This window comes from bacterium, assembly GCA_031082185.1.
Classification (GTDB): domain Bacteria; phylum Sysuimicrobiota; class Sysuimicrobiia; order Sysuimicrobiales; family Humicultoraceae; genus VGFA01.
Window position 1 is genome coordinate 20,321 of the sequence record JAVHLI010000010.1, and the last position, 16,067, is coordinate 36,387.

A 16,067-nucleotide genomic window follows, 5' to 3' on the forward strand; every position below is an offset into this window, starting at 1 on the left:
ACCGCATCTAAAACGACGACGCGGAAGCCGGCCCTGGCGCTCCAGACGACGAAGCGATTATACCTCCGCCCCAGTGGACGGTGACGACAGGATTCACGGCGGTGCGATACGGTGCATCCGGCGGGTTTCTCTCTGTGGGAGGGCCAAAAACGCTCGTTCAACCGTCACTCAGACGATCATCCTGACCGCGGGCTCCGAGATCGATGCCGGCGCGGTCACTTACCGACTGTACGAGTACCTCGGCACGTGCGAAGCTGAGGACGACCAGGCAACCGTGCTTGTGACGTTCCAGACTGGCGCGGGGGTGCCGCTCGGCGAGGCGACAATCGGGCCGGTGACCTCGGATCACTTTCGGAACAAGGGCGGGCTGCTGCGCGCGGTGACCGGCACGGTACCCCGCGAGACGAGGCGCGTCGTGGTCAATGTGATTATGACGAGGCTGTCCGGCAGCTACAACGACGGCTCCGCGGACAATCTTGTGTTCGAGCTCGTCCGGAGGTAGCCGGGAAGGGGCAAGCAGCCCGGCCCTGGATGCTCCCTGCCGGTCTGCGTGGTCTGCACGTGAGCACGGAGAACGCTGCACATCAAAGGGAGGAGGGAGGTCTGTGATGATCAGTTCGCGCGCGCAAGGCCGCGTTGTGATGTCGGCCACCTGGGGAATCCTGCTCCTAGTGGCGATCGTGGCCCTCTCGGTGACCGAGGCGTCGGTGCTGCTCCCGGATGGCGCGGTCGGAGTTCGGCTACCCGGCACAACGGCGGCTGCTGAGCCCGACTTGGCCGGAACCGTCTTGCACGACGAGTTGATCCCATTTGTGATCAGGGACGCCGCGGGCAACTCGCTGTTCGGGGGCGTACTGCAGAACCGTGCCGTCCGATCAAGAACCCAACTGGTCCACTTCTACTACCGCATCAGGGACACCGCCCCGGGTCTGCCCGGGCGCATCGTTCGCGTTGACACGATCGGCTTCCCTGGGACGATCCACGCCGACTACAGGATTGACGGTTTGGGGGCCGTGGCTCCGGTGGAGGCCGGTCGCGCAGGAGAGCGGGTCAAGTTCTTCTTCGCCGGCAGGCCTACCGCGGCCGCGCCCGCCCCACTGGGTCTGCTTGCCGGCACGGAGTCCCGCTTCTTCTTCGTGAAGGGCGTGTGCTACAGTTTCGGGCCTGGCGGATTGACTACGTTGGTGCTCGCCACGGGTCAGCAGGTGACCCTTTCTACAGTCAGGCCGGCTCGATAGGCTTGCCCGGATCCAGAAGGGTGCCCAGCGCGTGGCGGCGGCAGGTCGGATGCAAGGTGCCCGGAGACGGCCCCCAGCCGGCTCCGGGTCTTCTCATTACTATCGGGTGTCCAGGGAAACCGGGTGCGGTGGACTGCCTGCCGCAATTCGAAGTCGCCACCAGTAGACACCAGTCGCCAGGGCGGTCGCCGCGCCGGAAAATAGAACGGTCGTCTCGCGCGTCGGCAAAGGGTATCGCGCATAGATGTGGTGGAGGCTGCCCAGGAAGGCCGCTATCAGCAAGACGGCCACCTGCCGTGAACCGAGAGGGTTCTCATCAAGCAGTTTCCCGAGGACGAAGTAGAACGAGACAAAAGCGGGAGCCATTAGCCTTTCCATGTCTGGGCTGAAGAGTATTGTTCCCACGGTAACGGCGTAGAGGAGCAGCAGGTGTCTTGCCCCCATCAGCAGTCTCCAGGTCTTGCCTGGGGTAAGAAGTGGGAACAGCGAGACAGGGGCGAACGCAAAAACCAGCACCTTGAGCCACGGCTGCACCTCCAGGATTCCCCGCCCGTACGCTGAGACCGCGCCCGCATAATAGGTCGGCGACGTCCCATGCGCGAGCACCATCAGGACGAGCGACAGGAAGGCGAAAGCGGCTGGGGCCAACGACAGCAGGAATACGCTGCGCTCTTTGCTCCAGCGACCGGATTCAATCAGATACACCAGGACAACGATGGGCATGAGAACGATGACTTCTCGCGTAAGAACTCCGAGGACGAGGATCAAACCAAAGAAGAGCCAGCTCCCCGTGTGCGCGGTCCACAGCAAGAGGAGGATCCAGAGGAGTGCGAGGAGGTCATTGAACTGGTAGTAGTCCCAAACCGCGAACCCGTACGGCCCCCTGCTGGCAATGAAGAGAACCGTGGAAAGAGTAGCGTTTGAAGGGGTCACTCCGAGCTTGCGCAGGAACATATAGAGCGTCAAAGGGACAAGGAAGGCTGCACCCAGCGTGAGGAACAGAAACGCTGAATCCCTTTGAACGGGCAGGATTCCGGCGAGATATGGGCCCAGGATCCGGTAGACGAAGGGGGGACGGATTTCGAGATTGAGATTCGGTGCCGCGTCGGCCATTCTTCGATAGAGGTGAAGATCCCATCCTGCGAACCGAGGGGAGTCGGGCTCGATGCGTCCCCATAGGAAGACCATGATGAGGCACGCCAGCACTATCACGATAACGTTCGCGAGCGTCGGGTTCGGGCGACTGGTCCTGTTCATTCTTCAAAGGAGAAGGCCCGATCTAATCGGCGCCAGCCCCTTACGACCAGCAGCAACACGAGGATAAGCGCCGCCAGGGGCCACACCCATGCCAGGTCTCCAGGGCCGCCGCGCCCTGTGACGGCCTGCTCTCGCTGGATGCGGACCAGCCTGTAGGTCCCCAGCAGGCTCTCTACTTCCGCATCGGTGATCTTCTTCTCGTTTACCCCGAACAAGGGACCTGCGAAGCCGCTGGCTATGATGACCCTGCGAAACAGGTCTATTCGATCCGGCCTTCCTGTGACGTCCTCTGCCGATCCCGACCACCGGCCGTCAGGCAGCCAGACTTCCACCCGAGGATTGACCGTGATGTTGCGGTACCAGTCAGCGGCCTGCCCGAAGCCGGCCGTGCAGTAGATGTCGCCGCCCACGTCGGCGAAGTTGAGGGGGGTCAGGCGGGTGAGGCCGGTCTTCCTGCCGGTGTGCTTGAGAACCATGACGTATCCGCCGTACCTGGTGCCGTTCCCATAGCTCCCGAGGCCCAAGCGCCACAGCAGAACCATGAACTTGTTGAAGGTCTTGAACCACCCACGGAGTCGTTGAGGAGGTATGCGGGACAGGTCCATCGGGGCTCACTTCCCCTGTGATCGCAACTCCGCCTTTGCGATTGGTCTTCCGCGGCGCCATCGGACCAGTTCGCCACTCGCGCCCGACGCGCCTGCTCTCTTCTTGTCGCTGGCGATTGCTCTTCTTGGGTTCTGTTGAAAGGCAGAGACGGTCGGATGACGAATCCTTCCTGTTGGGAGACACTCATTACTACGACATAGGAGAATATACCGTGGTGACTGATCTTCGGGAACTCCCGACCGCCATCGTCGAGGGGAATGCCGTCCGGGTGAAGGAACTCGTCCAGGCGGCGCTGGACGAGCACGTGCCCCCGGAAGATCTGGTGAGCCGCTGGATGATTCCGGCGATGACGGAGGTGGGGGCGCGATTCGAGCGCCAAGAGTTCTTCGTACCGGAGATGCTGGTCTCCGCACGGGCGATGCAGGCGGGCCTGGCGCTCCTCAAGCCGCTCCTGGCCCAGCGGGCCGTCAGGCCGGTCGCCACCGTGGTCATCGGGACCGTTCGGGGCGACCTGCACGATGTCGGGAAGAACCTGGTTGCGATGATGCTGGAAGGGGCAGGGTTCCAGGTGGTGGACCTGGGGGTGGACGTTCCCGCCGCGCGTTTCGTCCAGGCGGTGCACGAGCACCAGGCGGAGATTCTCGGGATCTCGTCCCTGCTGACGACGACAATGCCCCAGATGGAGGCGGTGATCCGCGCTCTGGCGGAGGCAGGGCTACGGGAGCGCGTGAAGGTCCTGGTGGGCGGAGCCCCGGTCACGGACCGGTTCGCGGCAGGGATCGGCGCCGACGGGTACGGCGAGAGCGCGACCGCAGCCGTGAGGGTTGCCAAGAGCGTCCTGGGGCTACCCGAAGGCCCGTGAACTCCCGCGAGCGCCTGCTCACCGCGCTCGATCACCGCGAACCCGACCGTGTGCCATTTGATCTCGTCAGCACGCAGGTCACCGGCATTCACGTCCTCGCCTACCAGAGTCTGCGCGGGCACATCGGCCTCCCGCCCGTAGAACCGCGGATGTGCGACACGATCCAGCAGCTTGCGCTGCCCGACGAGGATCTGATCGAGCACTTCGGTGTTGATGTGCGCGGATTGTTCCCGCTCAACAGCCACAACTGGCACATCACCAATGCGGATGTGGGCGACGCCTGGGAGTACACCGATGAGTGGGGCATCACGCATCGGCGCCCTAAGCCCGACGGCCTTTACTACTCCATTGTGCGCTCTCCGCTGGAGGGGGCGGCCCTCACACTCGACGACCTTCGCGCGCACGGGTGGCCCAATACGGGCGATCCGCGGCGCATCGCAGGCCTGCACGAGCAGGCCACGGAGTACCGGGCGCAGGGCAAGGCCGTGATGATCAAGGGCGTGCTGGCAGGGATCCTCGAGATGGCCCAGCGCGTGCGCGGCACAGAGGACTGCCTGGCGGACATGGCCGCCAGCGAGGTGCTCGCGTGCGCGATTCTCGACAAGATGCTCGAACTCAAACTGGCCTTTTGGGAAATGGCCCTGCCACGGCTCGCCGCTGTGATCGACGTGGTCTCGGAAGCAGATGATTACGGGACGCAAACATCGCAGCTCATCTCTCCGCGCATGTTCCGCAGGCTCCTCAAGCCGCGATTGAAGATCCTGTTCGACCGCATCAAGCAACTAGCCCCCGGGGCCCGGCTCTTCTTCCACTCGTGCGGCAACGTGCGCCCGCTCCTGCCGGACTTCATCGAGATGGGCGTAGACATCTTGAATCCTGTGCACATCCGCGCAAGCGGGATGGAGCCGGCTTGCCTCAAGCGCGACTTCGGCAAGGATATTGTTTTCTGGGGCGGGGGCGTAGACACGCAGGAGGTCCTGCCGTTCGGCACGCCCCAGCAGGTGAAGGACGACGTGAAGCGCAACGTAGAGGCCCTCGCGCCCGGCGGCGGCTTTGTCTTCAGCACCGTGCACAACATCCAGGCCGACGTTCCGCCTGAGAATATCATCGCGATGTGGGAAGCGGCGCAGGAACTCGGGGGGTACGCGGCCTCTTGACATGATTTGCGAATAGTGGTTGAATAGTTTCAGAAAAACATCGGATCATTCAGCCGCGACGAGGAAGACATGGGCGTGAACGTCAGGAGATCTCACCCAAACCTCTCCGACGTGGCACGCGATGCCGGCGTTTCCCAGTCCACGGTGTCCCGCGTGCTCAACAACAGCGCACCGGTGCGTGAAAGCGTCCGGGCGCGCGTTGTTGCCTCCCTCACCTCCCTGGGCTATGAGCCACCTCCCGCGCGTCCGAACGCCTCTGCCCTGCAGGGCGCCGTCGTTCTCCTGGTTCCCGACATCCTGAACCCCTTCTTTGCTGAGATCGCGCGGGGTGTTCAAGACGAGGGAGGCATGGACGGGTCCATGACCGTCCTGGTTGATACGACCGAGGACCCGGCGCGAGAAGAACAGATCCTTCGTGCGCTGACCGGACAGGCAATCAGCGGTGCCATTATCTGCGGCTCCCGCCTCTCCTTCGAGCAGCTGGTTTCTGTGCGCAGCCGCCACAGGATGCCGATGGTTGTGCTGAATCGGTGCATCCGGCACCCTGGGATTCCCTGTGTGACCGTTGACTCCGAAAACGCTACTTACCGCGCGACGCGTCACCTCCTTGATCTGCATCACACCCGCATCGCCTGTATATCCGGACCGAATACCTCCGAGGCCTCACAGGCGCGGCGGCGCGGAATTGTGACTGCTCTGGCTGAAGCAGCGCTCGACTTGCGGCCCGAATTGTGTGTCAGCAGTCTGCCGAACGTGAGCGGGGGGTTTCTGGCGATGAGTTCACTGCTGGCGCAGCCACCGGTGGACCGCCCAACCGCCGTGATTGTCTACAACGACATCATGGCCTTTGGCGTCCTGCACGCCGTGCGGGCACACCGCCTGCGGGTGCCAGAGGATATCTCCGTCATCGGCTTCGACGATATCGCGATGGCGGCTCACGCGGACCCGCCCCTGACGACCATTGCTCAACCCAAGTACCGCATGGGCCGCCTGGCGATGCAGCTCCTGCGCCGCATAATTCAGGGGCAGCCGCTTCCCGGCGAGGGCTACTCGCTGATGGAGAGCCCGCTGACCGTTCGCGAATCCACTGGGCCCGCGCCCGCCGGCAACGCATAGAGCGATGTCACCCTGGGAACGGTTCGTTGTGGTTGCGCGGGGCGGGCAGGCCGACCGGGTGCCCGTCGCGTTGATTGTGGATAGCCCCTGGCTGCCCGGTCACGCCGGCATCGACACCCTGGACTACTTTCTCCGGCCCGACGAGTGGCTACGCATCAACCTGGGGCTGAGCGACCGGTTTCCCGAAGTGGCCTGGATTCCCGGGTTATGGGTCGAGTACGGCATGGCAATCGAACCGTCCGCCTTCGGCGCGCGCGTGCTATGGCATCACGACCAGCCGCCGTCCATTGAGCCAGTGAGGGGCGGTCTTGCCGTGCTCGTCGAGATGGAACCCCCTGATCCGTGGCGACACGGCCTGATGCCGTTGGTCCTGCAGCGCTACGCCGACGCAGAACGTCGGTTGTTGCCGGAGGGCGTCAAAGTGCAGGTGGTTGCTGCGCGCGGCCCGTTCGCCGTGGCAGCGTGGTTGCTTGGTGTGAGCGAGTTCCTGATCGCGCTCAAAGTGGAACCCGACGCCAGCAGCCGTCTGCTCGATACTCTCACGGCGACTACGATCGCATGGCTGCGCGCGCAACTGAACGTGCTCCGCGCACCCGAGGGCATCCTGCTGCTCGACGACATCGCCGGCATGCTCTCGCCGGTGATGTTCGAGCAGTTTGCCCAACCGCGTCTTTCCCGCATATTTCGTGAATTCGGCGGACTGGTCAAGATCTTCCACAACGACACTCCCTGCGCGCATCTCGCCGGGCCTATGTCCACGCTTGGTCTCGATGTGTTCAACTTCAGCCACACCATGGACATTGCCGACCTCCAAGCGAAGATGCCGGGGGTTGCGATGATGGGCAACGTTCCACCGCTGGATGTAATGGCGCGCGGCACACCGGCGGAAGTGGCGGTTTGGGCGCAGGAGTGCGTACGCAAGACCGGCGGAAGGGGCCTGATCCTATCTGCGGGTGGAGGTGTCAGCCCAGGAACGCCGCCCGAGGCGATCGATGCACTTGTCCAAGCAGCGGGAGGATGAAGATGACCGGGAGGATGAAGATGACAAGGTATGTTTTCAGTACCACCGACACCGTGCGGTATCGTCTCCCGACCCACACCAATGATCTGATCATGGATCGCGCTGAGGCGGAGACCTCTGAGGCCTTTGTCGTCACGTTGGAACCAGGCGAGTCCACGCCCCAGCACTCCCATCACGACACGGAGCAAGTCTTCTATGTCATGGAGGGCGTTGGAGTCCTGCAAATCGGTGAGACGCCGGAATCCTACCCCGTGAATCCTGGGGACCTGGTTCGCATACCCCCGCATACGATACACAAGATCGCGTGCACCGGCCCGCAGCCGGTGCGCTATCTGGCTGTCGACGCCTTCGTGGGTGGGAGACCCAAAGATGAACCCACCTGGGACATCCACATGAGGGCCGTGTGCGAGATGAACGGCTGGGACTTCGACCGGGTACGGTCTGAGAAGTAAGACTTCTGTAGGAGGAGGAGGTGGGGCCCGACGGCAGACACGGTGGTGTTCGGTTTCGGCACGGGAGCACCACCTCTGAGTGAGGTGGGAAGAATGGAGGTGCACAAATGAAGGGCAAACGGCATCGCCTCGTGATCCTCACGATTGCCATTCTCGCGCTGTGCGCGGGCACCTATGCCCCTACGCCCACGCACGCCCTGGCGCAGGCGCCCAAGTACAAGGAAGCGCCCATGCTCGCCGAACTCGTGAAGGCCGGAAAGCTTCCGCCTGTGGGCCAGCGCCTGCCCGAAGACCCACTCGTCGTTGAGACCTTTGAGAGCATAGGTCAGCACGGAGGCATGTGGCGCCGTGGGTTCCTGGGGCCCGGTGACTTCAACAACTACCATCGCGTTGTGTACGATGCGCTCGTTCGCTACTCGCCGGACGGCACAAAGGTTGATCCAAAGCTGGCATCGAAAGTCGAACCTTCCAAGGATTTCACTTCCTGGACGGTCATACTCCGCAAGGGTGCTAAGTGGTCGGACGGCACCCCGTTTACCGCCGACGACATCATGTTCTGGTACAACGATGTGCTTCTGAACAAGGACCTTACGCCTGCCATCCCGTTCTGGATGAGGAACAAGGACGGCTCGACCGTTGTGGTTGAGAAGATCAACGACAACACGGTCCGCTGGGTGTACAGGGAACCCAACACTACGTTTCTGATGGAGCTGGCCAACAAGGACAGCGGCGATCGGGTCTACGCGGTCTTCCTCCCGTCCAACTACCTCAAGCAGTTCCACGTCAAGTACACCGACAAGGCACAGTTGGATCGCATGGCTGCCGATGCCAAGTTCAGGACCTGGGTGGAACTCTTCGCCGCAAGGAACCACCCGCCGGAAAACCCGATGCGCCCCACCATGGCGGCATGGGTTCCCGTGACGCGCGTAAGCGACCAGATGTTCATCCTGCGGCGCAACCCGTACTTCGTGGGCGTGGACAAGGCAGGCAACCAGCTTCCCTACATAGACTTCATCCAGTTCAAGTTCTTTACCGATGCCGTTTCCCTGAACATGGCGGCGATTGCCGGGCAACTGGACCTGCAGGAACGGCACATCAGCCTGGCCAACTACCCCGTGTTCAAAGAGCAGGAGAAGAAGGCGGGCAAGTACCGTATTATTCTGTGGCCAACCTTCGGCGGCACGGATGCCTCCGTTAGCATCAACCAGACCTTCGCCAAGGACCCCGACCTGGCCAAGTTGTTCCAGAACAAGGACTTTCGTATCGCCATGTCGCTCGCCATCAACCGCAACGAGATCAAGGAGTCCGCGTTCCTCGGCCTGGGCGAACCTCGTCAGCCCGTAGCTGCGCCGTGGCACCCCTACTATCCGGGCGATGCCTACGCGAAGAAGTACACCGAATACCGGGCGGACGAGGCCAACAGGATGCTGGACAGGATCGGCCTGGACCGAAAGGACGCGGAAGGATTCCGTCTCTTTCCCGGCACCACCAGGCGCGCTACGATCGAACTCTCCGTGGTCCCCGCGTTCGGCCCCTGGCCCGACATAGCGCAGTTGGTCGCCAAAGACTGGGAGCGGGTCGGCATCAGGACCATCGTGCAGGTTCGCGACCGCTCGCTGCATTTCACGATGCGGCAGGCCAACGATCTACAGGTGGAGATTTGGAATCAGGACACCTCGGGCTTCCCGTTCACGGGTGTGCCCAAGTACGATCCGCGGTCTCTCCTCTACGGAACGCTAACCACAGGGCCGCTGTGGAAGCAGTGGTACGATACAGGGGGAAGGGAAGGCGTTGAGCCTCCAGCTGAGACCAAGAGGATCGTCGAACTCATCGACAGGGGCAAGACGGTCGGCCCCAGGGATCAGGTCAGGATCGCCCAGGAGATATTCAAGATCTGGGTGGATAACATGTACGAGATAGGAATCATCGGATTGACGCCGATGATTCAGGGAGTCGTAGTGGCCAACGTGAGGATGCGCAACGTCCCTGACAAGCTGGGCAATGACTGGCCGCTGCGCACGCCGGGAAATGCGCGCCCCGAGACGTTCTTCTTCAAGAAGTGATAGAAGTGATACGCGGCGGCGGGCGGCAACCGCACCATACCGGTGCTGCCCGCCGCCTGACTGAAGGCGAGGTCTAGTCTCGGTGCTGCGAGTCATTGTCCAACGCCTGCTCCTCCTGCCGGTCCTGCTCCTGGTATTCTCGATTCTGGTCTTCGTGTTGGTGCAGGCGCCGCCGGGTGACTTCCTGACCAGCTACGTCTCAATGCTGGCGGCATCCGGCTCCTCGGTGGACATGGCGCAGGTCGAAGCGCTGAAGCATCAGTTTGGGCTCGACCAGCCGATCCACATCCAGTACGTCCGCTGGATGGAAAGCCTGCTCAAGGGGGACTTGGGTCTGTCCCTTGAGTATCAGCGTCCGAATCGAGAGTTGATAGGCGAATTCCTGCTGCTTACCGTCCTGCTTGCTCTCCTTTCCTTTATCTTCACGTGGATGATAGCGATACCGGCCGGCATCTACGCGGCGACTCATCCGCGCTCGTTTCTCGACTACGCGCTCGCTGTGCTGAACTACGTCGGCGTGGCGACGCCCAACTTCCTGCTGGCGTTGGTCCTGATGTGGCTCGCCTTTTCCCATTTCGGTATCAGCATCACCGGGCTCTTCTCCCCCGAGTATGTTCAGGCGCCTTGGAGCCTGGAGCGCGTTGTTGATCTGCTCAAGCACATCTGGCTGCCGATGATCATCCTCGGCATTGCCGGAACAGCCCGCCTCACGCGCATTATGCGCGCCAACCTACTGGACGAGCTCAACAAGCCGTATGTTGTCACGGCGCGCGCAAAGGGGCTGTCGGAGTGGCGGCTCGTCCTTAAGTACCCGGTGCGTATCGCGCTGAACCCGCTGGTGAGCACCATTGGCTGGTACCTGCCGCAGCTCTTTTCAGGTAGCCTCATCGTCGCAACGGTGATGAACCTCCCCAACATCGGGCCTCTCCTGTTGCGTGCGCTGGTGAGTCAGGACATGTATCTGGCGGGCAGCATTCTGTTGATCTACTGCTTCCTCACCATCGTCGGCACGCTGATATCCGACGTCCTGTTGGCCTGGGCTGACCCGCGGATTCGCATGGAGGGTTGAGACGCGGTGATTGGGAACCCACGGGCTGAGGAAGCCGTCGTTAAGCTCGCCAGGCCGATCACGTCCGAGGCCGAAGAGCGGGTCTCGCTGGCGTCCAACTGGCAGCTCATCTGGTGGCGTTTCAGGAAGCACCGCCTGGCGCTTGCAAGTTGCGCAGTGCTGATCGCCTTCTACGCCGTGGTGTTGTTCCCCGATTTCTTCAGCACCCTGCACCCCGAAGCCAGCGACGCGCGCATGGCCTTCATCCCCGCGCAGCGCTTCGGCTTCTTCGACGGCTGGCGACCCAGCCTATCATCGCCTGCGGTCATCGGGAAACGGAACCCCGTCACCCTGCGCATGGAGTGGCACATTGACGGGACGAAGAGGGTGCCCATCCGGCTGTTTACGCGCGGCTACAGATACAAGGTGCTGGGGCTCTTCGGTACAGACATCCACCTCCTGGGCACTGGGAACAGCACCCAAGACAGGGTGCATCTGCTCGGAACCGATCGGATGGGCCGCGATCAATGGTCGCGCCTGATGCACGGTACGCAAACCTCAATGACCGTGGGCCTGATCGCCGTCACGCTCAGCGTGATCCTGGGGGCCCTGCTGGGAGGCATCTCCGGCTATTTCGGTGGATGGTCGGACCTGGTCATACAACGGCTGATTGAACTGCTGCAGTCCCTGCCCACGATTCCCATCTGGCTCGCCATGACCGCCGCGCTACCGCAGGACTGGCCGCCGCAGAAGGTGTTCTTCGCGATCACAGTCATCCTCGCGTTCATCGGCTGGACCACGCTCGGACGGGAGGTGCGCGGCCGGTTCCTGTCCCTGCGCGAGGAGGACTTCGTTCTCGCCGCCGAGCTGGCGGGATGCAGCCGGTTCCGCATCATCACGCGCCACATGCTGCCGGCCGTGGCCAGCCACATCATCGCCGCCAGCACCCTGGCCATCCCGGTGATGATTATCAGCGAGACGTCTTTGAGCTACCTTGGTCTGGGCATTCGACCGCCGGCGATAAGCTGGGGGGTGCTGTTGCAGGAAGCGCAGAACATCCAAACCGTCGCTAATGCGCCCTGGCTGCTTATCCCCGGCCTGCTCGTTATCGTCGCCGTGCTGGCGTTCAATCTTGTTGGAGACGGCCTGCGGGATGCCGCCGACCCCTATGGTAACTAGACAACAGAGTAGTCGGACCCACCCCCTCCTCTCGGTGCGGGATCTGAAGGTCCACTTCTTCATGGATGAGGGGATCGTCAAGGCCGTCGATGGGGTGTCCTTCGATGTCTTCCCCGGTCAGGTCTTCGGCATCGTCGGCGAGAGCGGATGCGGCAAGACTGTGGCCGTTAAGGCCATCCTGCGGATTGTCGAGCCGCCGGGACGCATCGTCTCGGGCGAGATCCTGCTTCGCCGGGCGCACTCCAGGCCCCACGACAACGACGACGAGCCCGTCCTGGACCTGGCCAAACTGGACCCCGGCGGCAAAGAGATGCGCAACATCCGCGGCGGAGAGATCGCCCTTATTCCCCAAGAGCCCATGGCGGCGTTCAGCCCGGTGCACACGGTCGGCAATCAAGTCATCGAAGCAATTGCGCTGCACCAATCCGTGAGCGAAGCCGAGGCCCGCCGGGTGGCCGCGGGATTGTTCCGTGACGTCGGAATCCCCGCCCCCGAGCAGCGGTTGGACAATTACTCCTGGCAGTTGAGTGGCGGCCTGCGCCAGCGGGCTATGATCGCCATGGCACTCTCGTGCAATCCGCTGCTGCTGATTGCCGACGAACCCACCACGGCAGTGGACGTTACCACCCAAGCCCAGGTGCTGCGTCTGCTACGGCAACTCCAGGAGAAGCGCAATTCCGCCATCGTCTTTATCACCCACGACCTGGGAGTCATCGCCAATACGGCAGATTACGTGCTGGTGATGTACCTCGGCCTGGTGATGGAGCAGGGCCCTGTGGACGGCATCTTCCACGCGCCCAAACATCCCTATACGCAGGCGCTGCTACGATCCATTCCGAGCATCCGCTCGACACCACGGGTCAATCTTCCAACGATCAGCGGTTCGATTCCGCATCCGTTCAACCGTCCCCGTGGCTGTCCGTTCCATCCGCGCTGCCTGCACTTCATGCCCGGGACATGCGACCGGCAGGTTCCGACCCTGCGGCCGACCCCAGACGGGCACCTGGTGAGCTGTTTCCTACAAGATCAAGCGGAGGGGCGGACGTGACAGGACCTTCACAGGAAGCCCGGCCGCTGCTGGAGGTCAGGAACCTCCGCATGTATTTCCCAATCACGAAGGGCTTCATGCGCCGTGTTGTCGGGCACATCCGCGCGGTGGACGACGTCAGCTTCACTGTTGGGGAAGGCGAAACCGTCGGCCTGGTCGGTGAGAGCGGCTGCGGCAAGACAACCGCGGCCCGTTGCATCCTGCGCGCCTACACACCCACAGGAGGCGAGATCCTGTTTCAGACGACCGATGGCCCCGTCGTGGACCTGGCCGGGCTGCCGCGGCAGGATCTCCGCCCGCTCCGCTCGCAGATCCAGATGATCTTCCAGGATCCGTACGGCTCTCTCAATCCGCGCATGACGATCTTCGACACCGTGGGCGAGCCGCTGCTGGTCAGCGGAATGAAGGACCGCCGGAGGCGTGTCGAGCGTGTCGAGGAACTGCTGCAACTGGTCGGACTGCGGCCGGAGTACATGCAGCGCTTTCCCCACGCCTTCAGCGGTGGTCAGCGGCAGCGCATCGGCATTGCCCGCGCGCTGGCACTGAATCCTCGTCTCGTGGTCGCCGACGAGCCGATCTCCGCGCTGGACGTCTCCGTGCAGGCGCAGATCTTGAACCTCATGCTGGATTTGCAGCGCGAACTGGGTCTTACGTACCTGTTCATCGCGCACAACCTCAGTGTGGTCAAGCACGTCTGTGACCGGGTTGTTGTGATGTATGTGGGCAAGATCGCCGAGATGGCGACCACGCAGGAGCTGTACGACACGCCCAGGCATCCCTACACGGCGGCGTTGATGGCGGCGGTGCCCGTGCCCGACCCCCGTTACAAGACCGGCAACGTCGAACTGATGGGCGAAGTCCCGAGTCCGGCCAATCCGCCACCGGGCTGCTATTTCCACCCGCGCTGCCCCCACGCCGTCGACCTCTGCAGCACGCACGCGCCGGCCCTTCGGGAAATCTCGCCTGGCCACTTCGTCAGTTGCCATCGCGCCGATGAACTGAAGCTGCCCGGGGTGGCGTGAGGCGCGGTCCCTGCCGTAGGACCCCACGGGCTCCGCTAAGGCGACCGCCCCCCGGGAACAAAGCAGGCTGCGCGCAGTTCGGTCTCCACGTCCTGGTCTTCGTACACAATCCTATGGAGCGCGCGCAGTAGCGGGAGGTCCTGGACGCCGCTCTCGGACGCGTAGCGCCAACACCAGCGGATTGCGCCGTAGCCTTCGGTGAGCTCGTCCTGCGCCTGCAGCAGCTCCACGACAGCGGCTGTTGGCAGCCCAGAGCCGCGCAGTTCGCCAAACTTGCGGTTCCGGCCCGCGACTGCGGTTACGAAGAGATCGCCTGCCCCGCCGAGCGCGTGAAGGGTTGCCGGCTGGAGATGAACCTGACGGCCCAGGCGCTCCATCTCGACCAACGCCTGGGCAAACAGCGCGGCTTTGGTGTTGTACATGGCCTCGGCGCGGCGGGCGGCCACAAGGCCGTCGCACAGTCCAATGGCGATGGCGTACGCGTTCTTGAGGGCTGAGCACAGTTCGAGCCCTTGCTGGTCGTCAGACTCGTCGACCCTGTAGTAGGAGGTCTGAAACCATTCCCGCGCCTGCTGGCGGGCTCGGACATTGGGCGACGCATAGAGAACCCGAGTCGGGACGCGCCAGGCGAGCTCCAGCGCCTTGCTCGGCCCCCCGATGGTCACGACATGCGAGACCCCCATCGCCGCGATGGCGGTTGAAATGGTCACCACCCTGCCGCTCCAGTCCACCAACCCTTTGGAGACCACGGCGAGCGGAACGTCCGGGGGGAGGAAGGGACGCGCGCGCTCGAGCACCGGGAGCGCCGCTTCCGAGATGACGGCAAGAATGACGAGATCCGCTCCTTCCAGCGCCGCTGCTAACTCCTCCTTCGCGTAGGGGTGCACACGCTCGGGCATGTGTATGCCAAGCTTGGGATGCGGCTGGTGCGCGCGAAGGGCGGCGATGATATGTCCGTCGAGATGTGTACCCCAGAGGGCGGCGGTATGACCGTTGTCGGTAGCCGGGATGCTCAAGGAGGACCCCATAAAGCCAGCGCCGATTATCGTTATTCGTCCCACGGTGCTCCTCCTGTGAGGGGCCGGCTGTGCCGGCCGCAGATATCGTAAGAGCCGTGGCCCTCCACCGCTTCAACGGGTCAGCCAGTGATGGCCGCGCTGCTTGAAGGGCAATGAGAAGATCGCCCGGTCACGCCCCTTGATCTCCAGATGGAAGCCTTCAGGCGTCATCTCCAGCAGCGCCCATGCACCGGCCGGATGTGGATGGGTGGTGAATGTCTCGGTCAGAGACTGGATCGTGACGTAGCGAATCCCATCGATTGTCGTGAGGGTGTTCCAGTGCACGTGTCCGGCAATCGCGAGCACCGCGCTTTCGGTGCACCCAAGGACGTCGCGGATGCCCGACGCATTTCGGTACTCCGCGCCGCCCGGTGGATTGTGACCGAAGTAGTAGTTGCCAACCACGGATGCGCCGCCAAACGGTATGTGCGTGAAGATGATGGCCGGCAGATCCGTTGAGCGCAGGTCGGCCTCCAGCCAGTCCAGATCTCCTCGTTCGACGGCACGCCCAGCAGGCCGCTGCCGGGGGTCCGCGTGCCAGAACACGAGGTGGCAGCCTCGTAGGTCCATGCTGTGATGACTAAGAGGCTGCCCCAGGACGGTCTCGCACTCGGCAACAGACAGGTGGACCAGGTCGTGATTGCCGGGCAGGAATCTCCAGGGCACGCGGAGTTTCTGGAACCGCTCGGAGACCTTTCGGAAGAGCGCGGCGTCCCTGTCCAGGCATTCTTCGTTGATCCGATCCCCCAGATCAACGACCAAATCGGGGCTTACGGAATTCACTTCGTCAATAACACCTTCGAGCAGGCGCAAGGCTTCCGGGCCCGCCTTGGCCTCGGAGAACTGTCCGTAGTGAATGTCGGCGACGAGCGCGAGTCTCACAGGGTGGGCACCGACGGCCTCGTCTGCGCTCTTGACACTCGGCGGTGTGCGATTCATG

At 63.0% G+C, this 16,067-nt stretch carries 16 protein-coding genes; 12 read left to right on the plus strand and 4 right to left on the minus strand.

Features of this window, described 5'->3' with window-relative positions; genetic code table 11:
- The first annotated feature begins 73 nt into the window (after window positions 1-73).
- Both RDU83_09935 and RDU83_09940 read left to right on the plus strand, forming a co-directional pair.
- Window positions 74-502 (plus strand): hypothetical protein, encoded by a 429-nt coding sequence (locus RDU83_09935; protein MDQ7841332.1) that lies wholly within the window; start codon window positions 74-76, stop codon window positions 500-502.
- 106 nt (window positions 503-608) lie between these two features.
- Entirely contained in the window at window positions 609-1,238 is a 630-nt protein-coding gene (locus tag RDU83_09940) for a hypothetical protein (protein ID MDQ7841333.1), read from the plus strand.
- 99 nt (window positions 1,239-1,337) lie between these two features.
- Here RDU83_09940 and RDU83_09945 read toward each other — a convergent pair whose 3' ends face one another.
- Window positions 1,338-2,495 (minus strand): hypothetical protein, encoded by a 1,158-nt coding sequence (locus tag RDU83_09945; protein ID MDQ7841334.1) that lies wholly within the window; start codon window positions 2,493-2,495, stop codon window positions 1,338-1,340.
- Window positions 2,492-3,100, minus strand: coding sequence for a nitroreductase family deazaflavin-dependent oxidoreductase (locus RDU83_09950; GenBank protein ID MDQ7841335.1), 609 nt, complete (start codon window positions 3,098-3,100; stop codon window positions 2,492-2,494). The genes RDU83_09945 and RDU83_09950 overlap by 4 nt, the downstream gene beginning before the upstream one ends.
- 212 nt (window positions 3,101-3,312) lie before the next feature.
- Between RDU83_09950 and RDU83_09955 the strand changes: the two genes are divergently transcribed.
- From RDU83_09955 to RDU83_10000, 10 genes are all read left to right on the plus strand, one after another.
- The gene (locus RDU83_09955; GenBank protein MDQ7841336.1) at window positions 3,313-3,963 is read left to right on the plus strand and encodes a corrinoid protein; all 651 of its coding nucleotides are present in this window, start codon (window positions 3,313-3,315) and stop codon (window positions 3,961-3,963) included.
- Window positions 3,960-5,120: a uroporphyrinogen decarboxylase family protein gene (locus RDU83_09960; protein ID MDQ7841337.1), complete on the plus strand. Its 1,161-nt coding sequence runs from the start codon at window positions 3,960-3,962 to the stop codon at window positions 5,118-5,120. The genes RDU83_09955 and RDU83_09960 overlap by 4 nt, the downstream gene beginning before the upstream one ends.
- A 75-nt stretch (window positions 5,121-5,195) precedes the next feature.
- Complete coding sequence (locus RDU83_09965) at window positions 5,196-6,236, plus strand: LacI family DNA-binding transcriptional regulator (GenBank protein ID MDQ7841338.1); 1,041 nt, start codon at window positions 5,196-5,198, stop codon at window positions 6,234-6,236.
- Window positions 6,237-6,240: 4 nt separating this feature from the next.
- Window positions 6,241-7,257 carry a uroporphyrinogen decarboxylase family protein gene (locus tag RDU83_09970; GenBank protein MDQ7841339.1) on the plus strand — a complete coding sequence of 339 codons (1,017 nt, stop codon included), beginning with the start codon at window positions 6,241-6,243 and terminating at the stop codon, window positions 7,255-7,257.
- 20 nt (window positions 7,258-7,277) lie between these two features.
- Window positions 7,278-7,709 carry a cupin domain-containing protein gene (locus RDU83_09975; protein MDQ7841340.1) on the plus strand — a complete coding sequence of 144 codons (432 nt, stop codon included), beginning with the start codon at window positions 7,278-7,280 and terminating at the stop codon, window positions 7,707-7,709.
- A 107-nt stretch (window positions 7,710-7,816) separates the two neighbouring features.
- On the plus strand, window positions 7,817-9,772 hold the full coding sequence (locus tag RDU83_09980; GenBank protein ID MDQ7841341.1) for an ABC transporter substrate-binding protein: 1,956 nt from the start codon (window positions 7,817-7,819) through the stop codon (window positions 9,770-9,772).
- A gap of 82 nt (window positions 9,773-9,854) precedes the next feature.
- A complete protein-coding gene (locus tag RDU83_09985) occupies window positions 9,855-10,841 on the plus strand; it encodes an ABC transporter permease (GenBank protein MDQ7841342.1) in 987 nt (328 codons plus the stop codon).
- A gap of 57 nt (window positions 10,842-10,898) precedes the next feature.
- Window positions 10,899-11,999 (plus strand): ABC transporter permease, encoded by a 1,101-nt coding sequence (locus RDU83_09990; GenBank protein MDQ7841343.1) that lies wholly within the window; start codon window positions 10,899-10,901, stop codon window positions 11,997-11,999.
- 61 nt (window positions 12,000-12,060) lie between these two features.
- Window positions 12,061-13,047 carry an ABC transporter ATP-binding protein gene (locus RDU83_09995; protein MDQ7841344.1) on the plus strand — a complete coding sequence of 329 codons (987 nt, stop codon included), beginning with the start codon at window positions 12,061-12,063 and terminating at the stop codon, window positions 13,045-13,047.
- Window positions 13,044-14,069: a dipeptide ABC transporter ATP-binding protein gene (locus RDU83_10000; protein ID MDQ7841345.1), complete on the plus strand. Its 1,026-nt coding sequence runs from the start codon at window positions 13,044-13,046 to the stop codon at window positions 14,067-14,069. Before RDU83_09995 ends, RDU83_10000 begins: the two co-directional genes overlap by 4 nt.
- A gap of 35 nt (window positions 14,070-14,104) precedes the next feature.
- Here RDU83_10000 and RDU83_10005 read toward each other — a convergent pair whose 3' ends face one another.
- Complete coding sequence (locus tag RDU83_10005) at window positions 14,105-15,130, minus strand: glycerol-3-phosphate dehydrogenase (protein ID MDQ7841346.1); 1,026 nt, start codon at window positions 15,128-15,130, stop codon at window positions 14,105-14,107.
- A 69-nt stretch (window positions 15,131-15,199) separates the two neighbouring features.
- Entirely contained in the window at window positions 15,200-16,066 is an 867-nt protein-coding gene (locus RDU83_10010; protein ID MDQ7841347.1) for a metallophosphoesterase, read from the minus strand.
- Window position 16,067 lies beyond the last annotated feature (1 nt).

Bases quoted from the DNA above. Each gene is read 5' to 3' on its own strand.
- RDU83_09945 (MDQ7841334.1), bottom strand. From the start codon at position 2,495: ATGAACAGGACCAGTCGCCCGAACCCGACGCTCGCGAACGTTATCGTG.
- RDU83_09950 (MDQ7841335.1), bottom strand. From the start codon at position 3,100: ATGGACCTGTCCCGCATACCTCCTCAACGACTCCGTGGGTGGTTCAAG.
- RDU83_09995 (MDQ7841344.1), top strand. From the start codon at position 12,061: ATGGATGAGGGGATCGTCAAGGCCGTCGATGGGGTGTCCTTCGATGTC.
- RDU83_09980 (MDQ7841341.1), top strand. From the start codon at position 7,817: ATGAAGGGCAAACGGCATCGCCTCGTGATCCTCACGATTGCCATTCTC.
- RDU83_09975 (MDQ7841340.1), top strand. From the start codon at position 7,278: ATGACAAGGTATGTTTTCAGTACCACCGACACCGTGCGGTATCGTCTC.
- RDU83_09940 (MDQ7841333.1), top strand. From the start codon at position 609: ATGATCAGTTCGCGCGCGCAAGGCCGCGTTGTGATGTCGGCCACCTGG.
- RDU83_10010 (MDQ7841347.1), bottom strand. From the start codon at position 16,066: ATGAATCGCACACCGCCGAGTGTCAAGAGCGCAGACGAGGCCGTCGGT.
- RDU83_09970 (MDQ7841339.1), top strand. From the start codon at position 6,241: ATGTCACCCTGGGAACGGTTCGTTGTGGTTGCGCGGGGCGGGCAGGCC.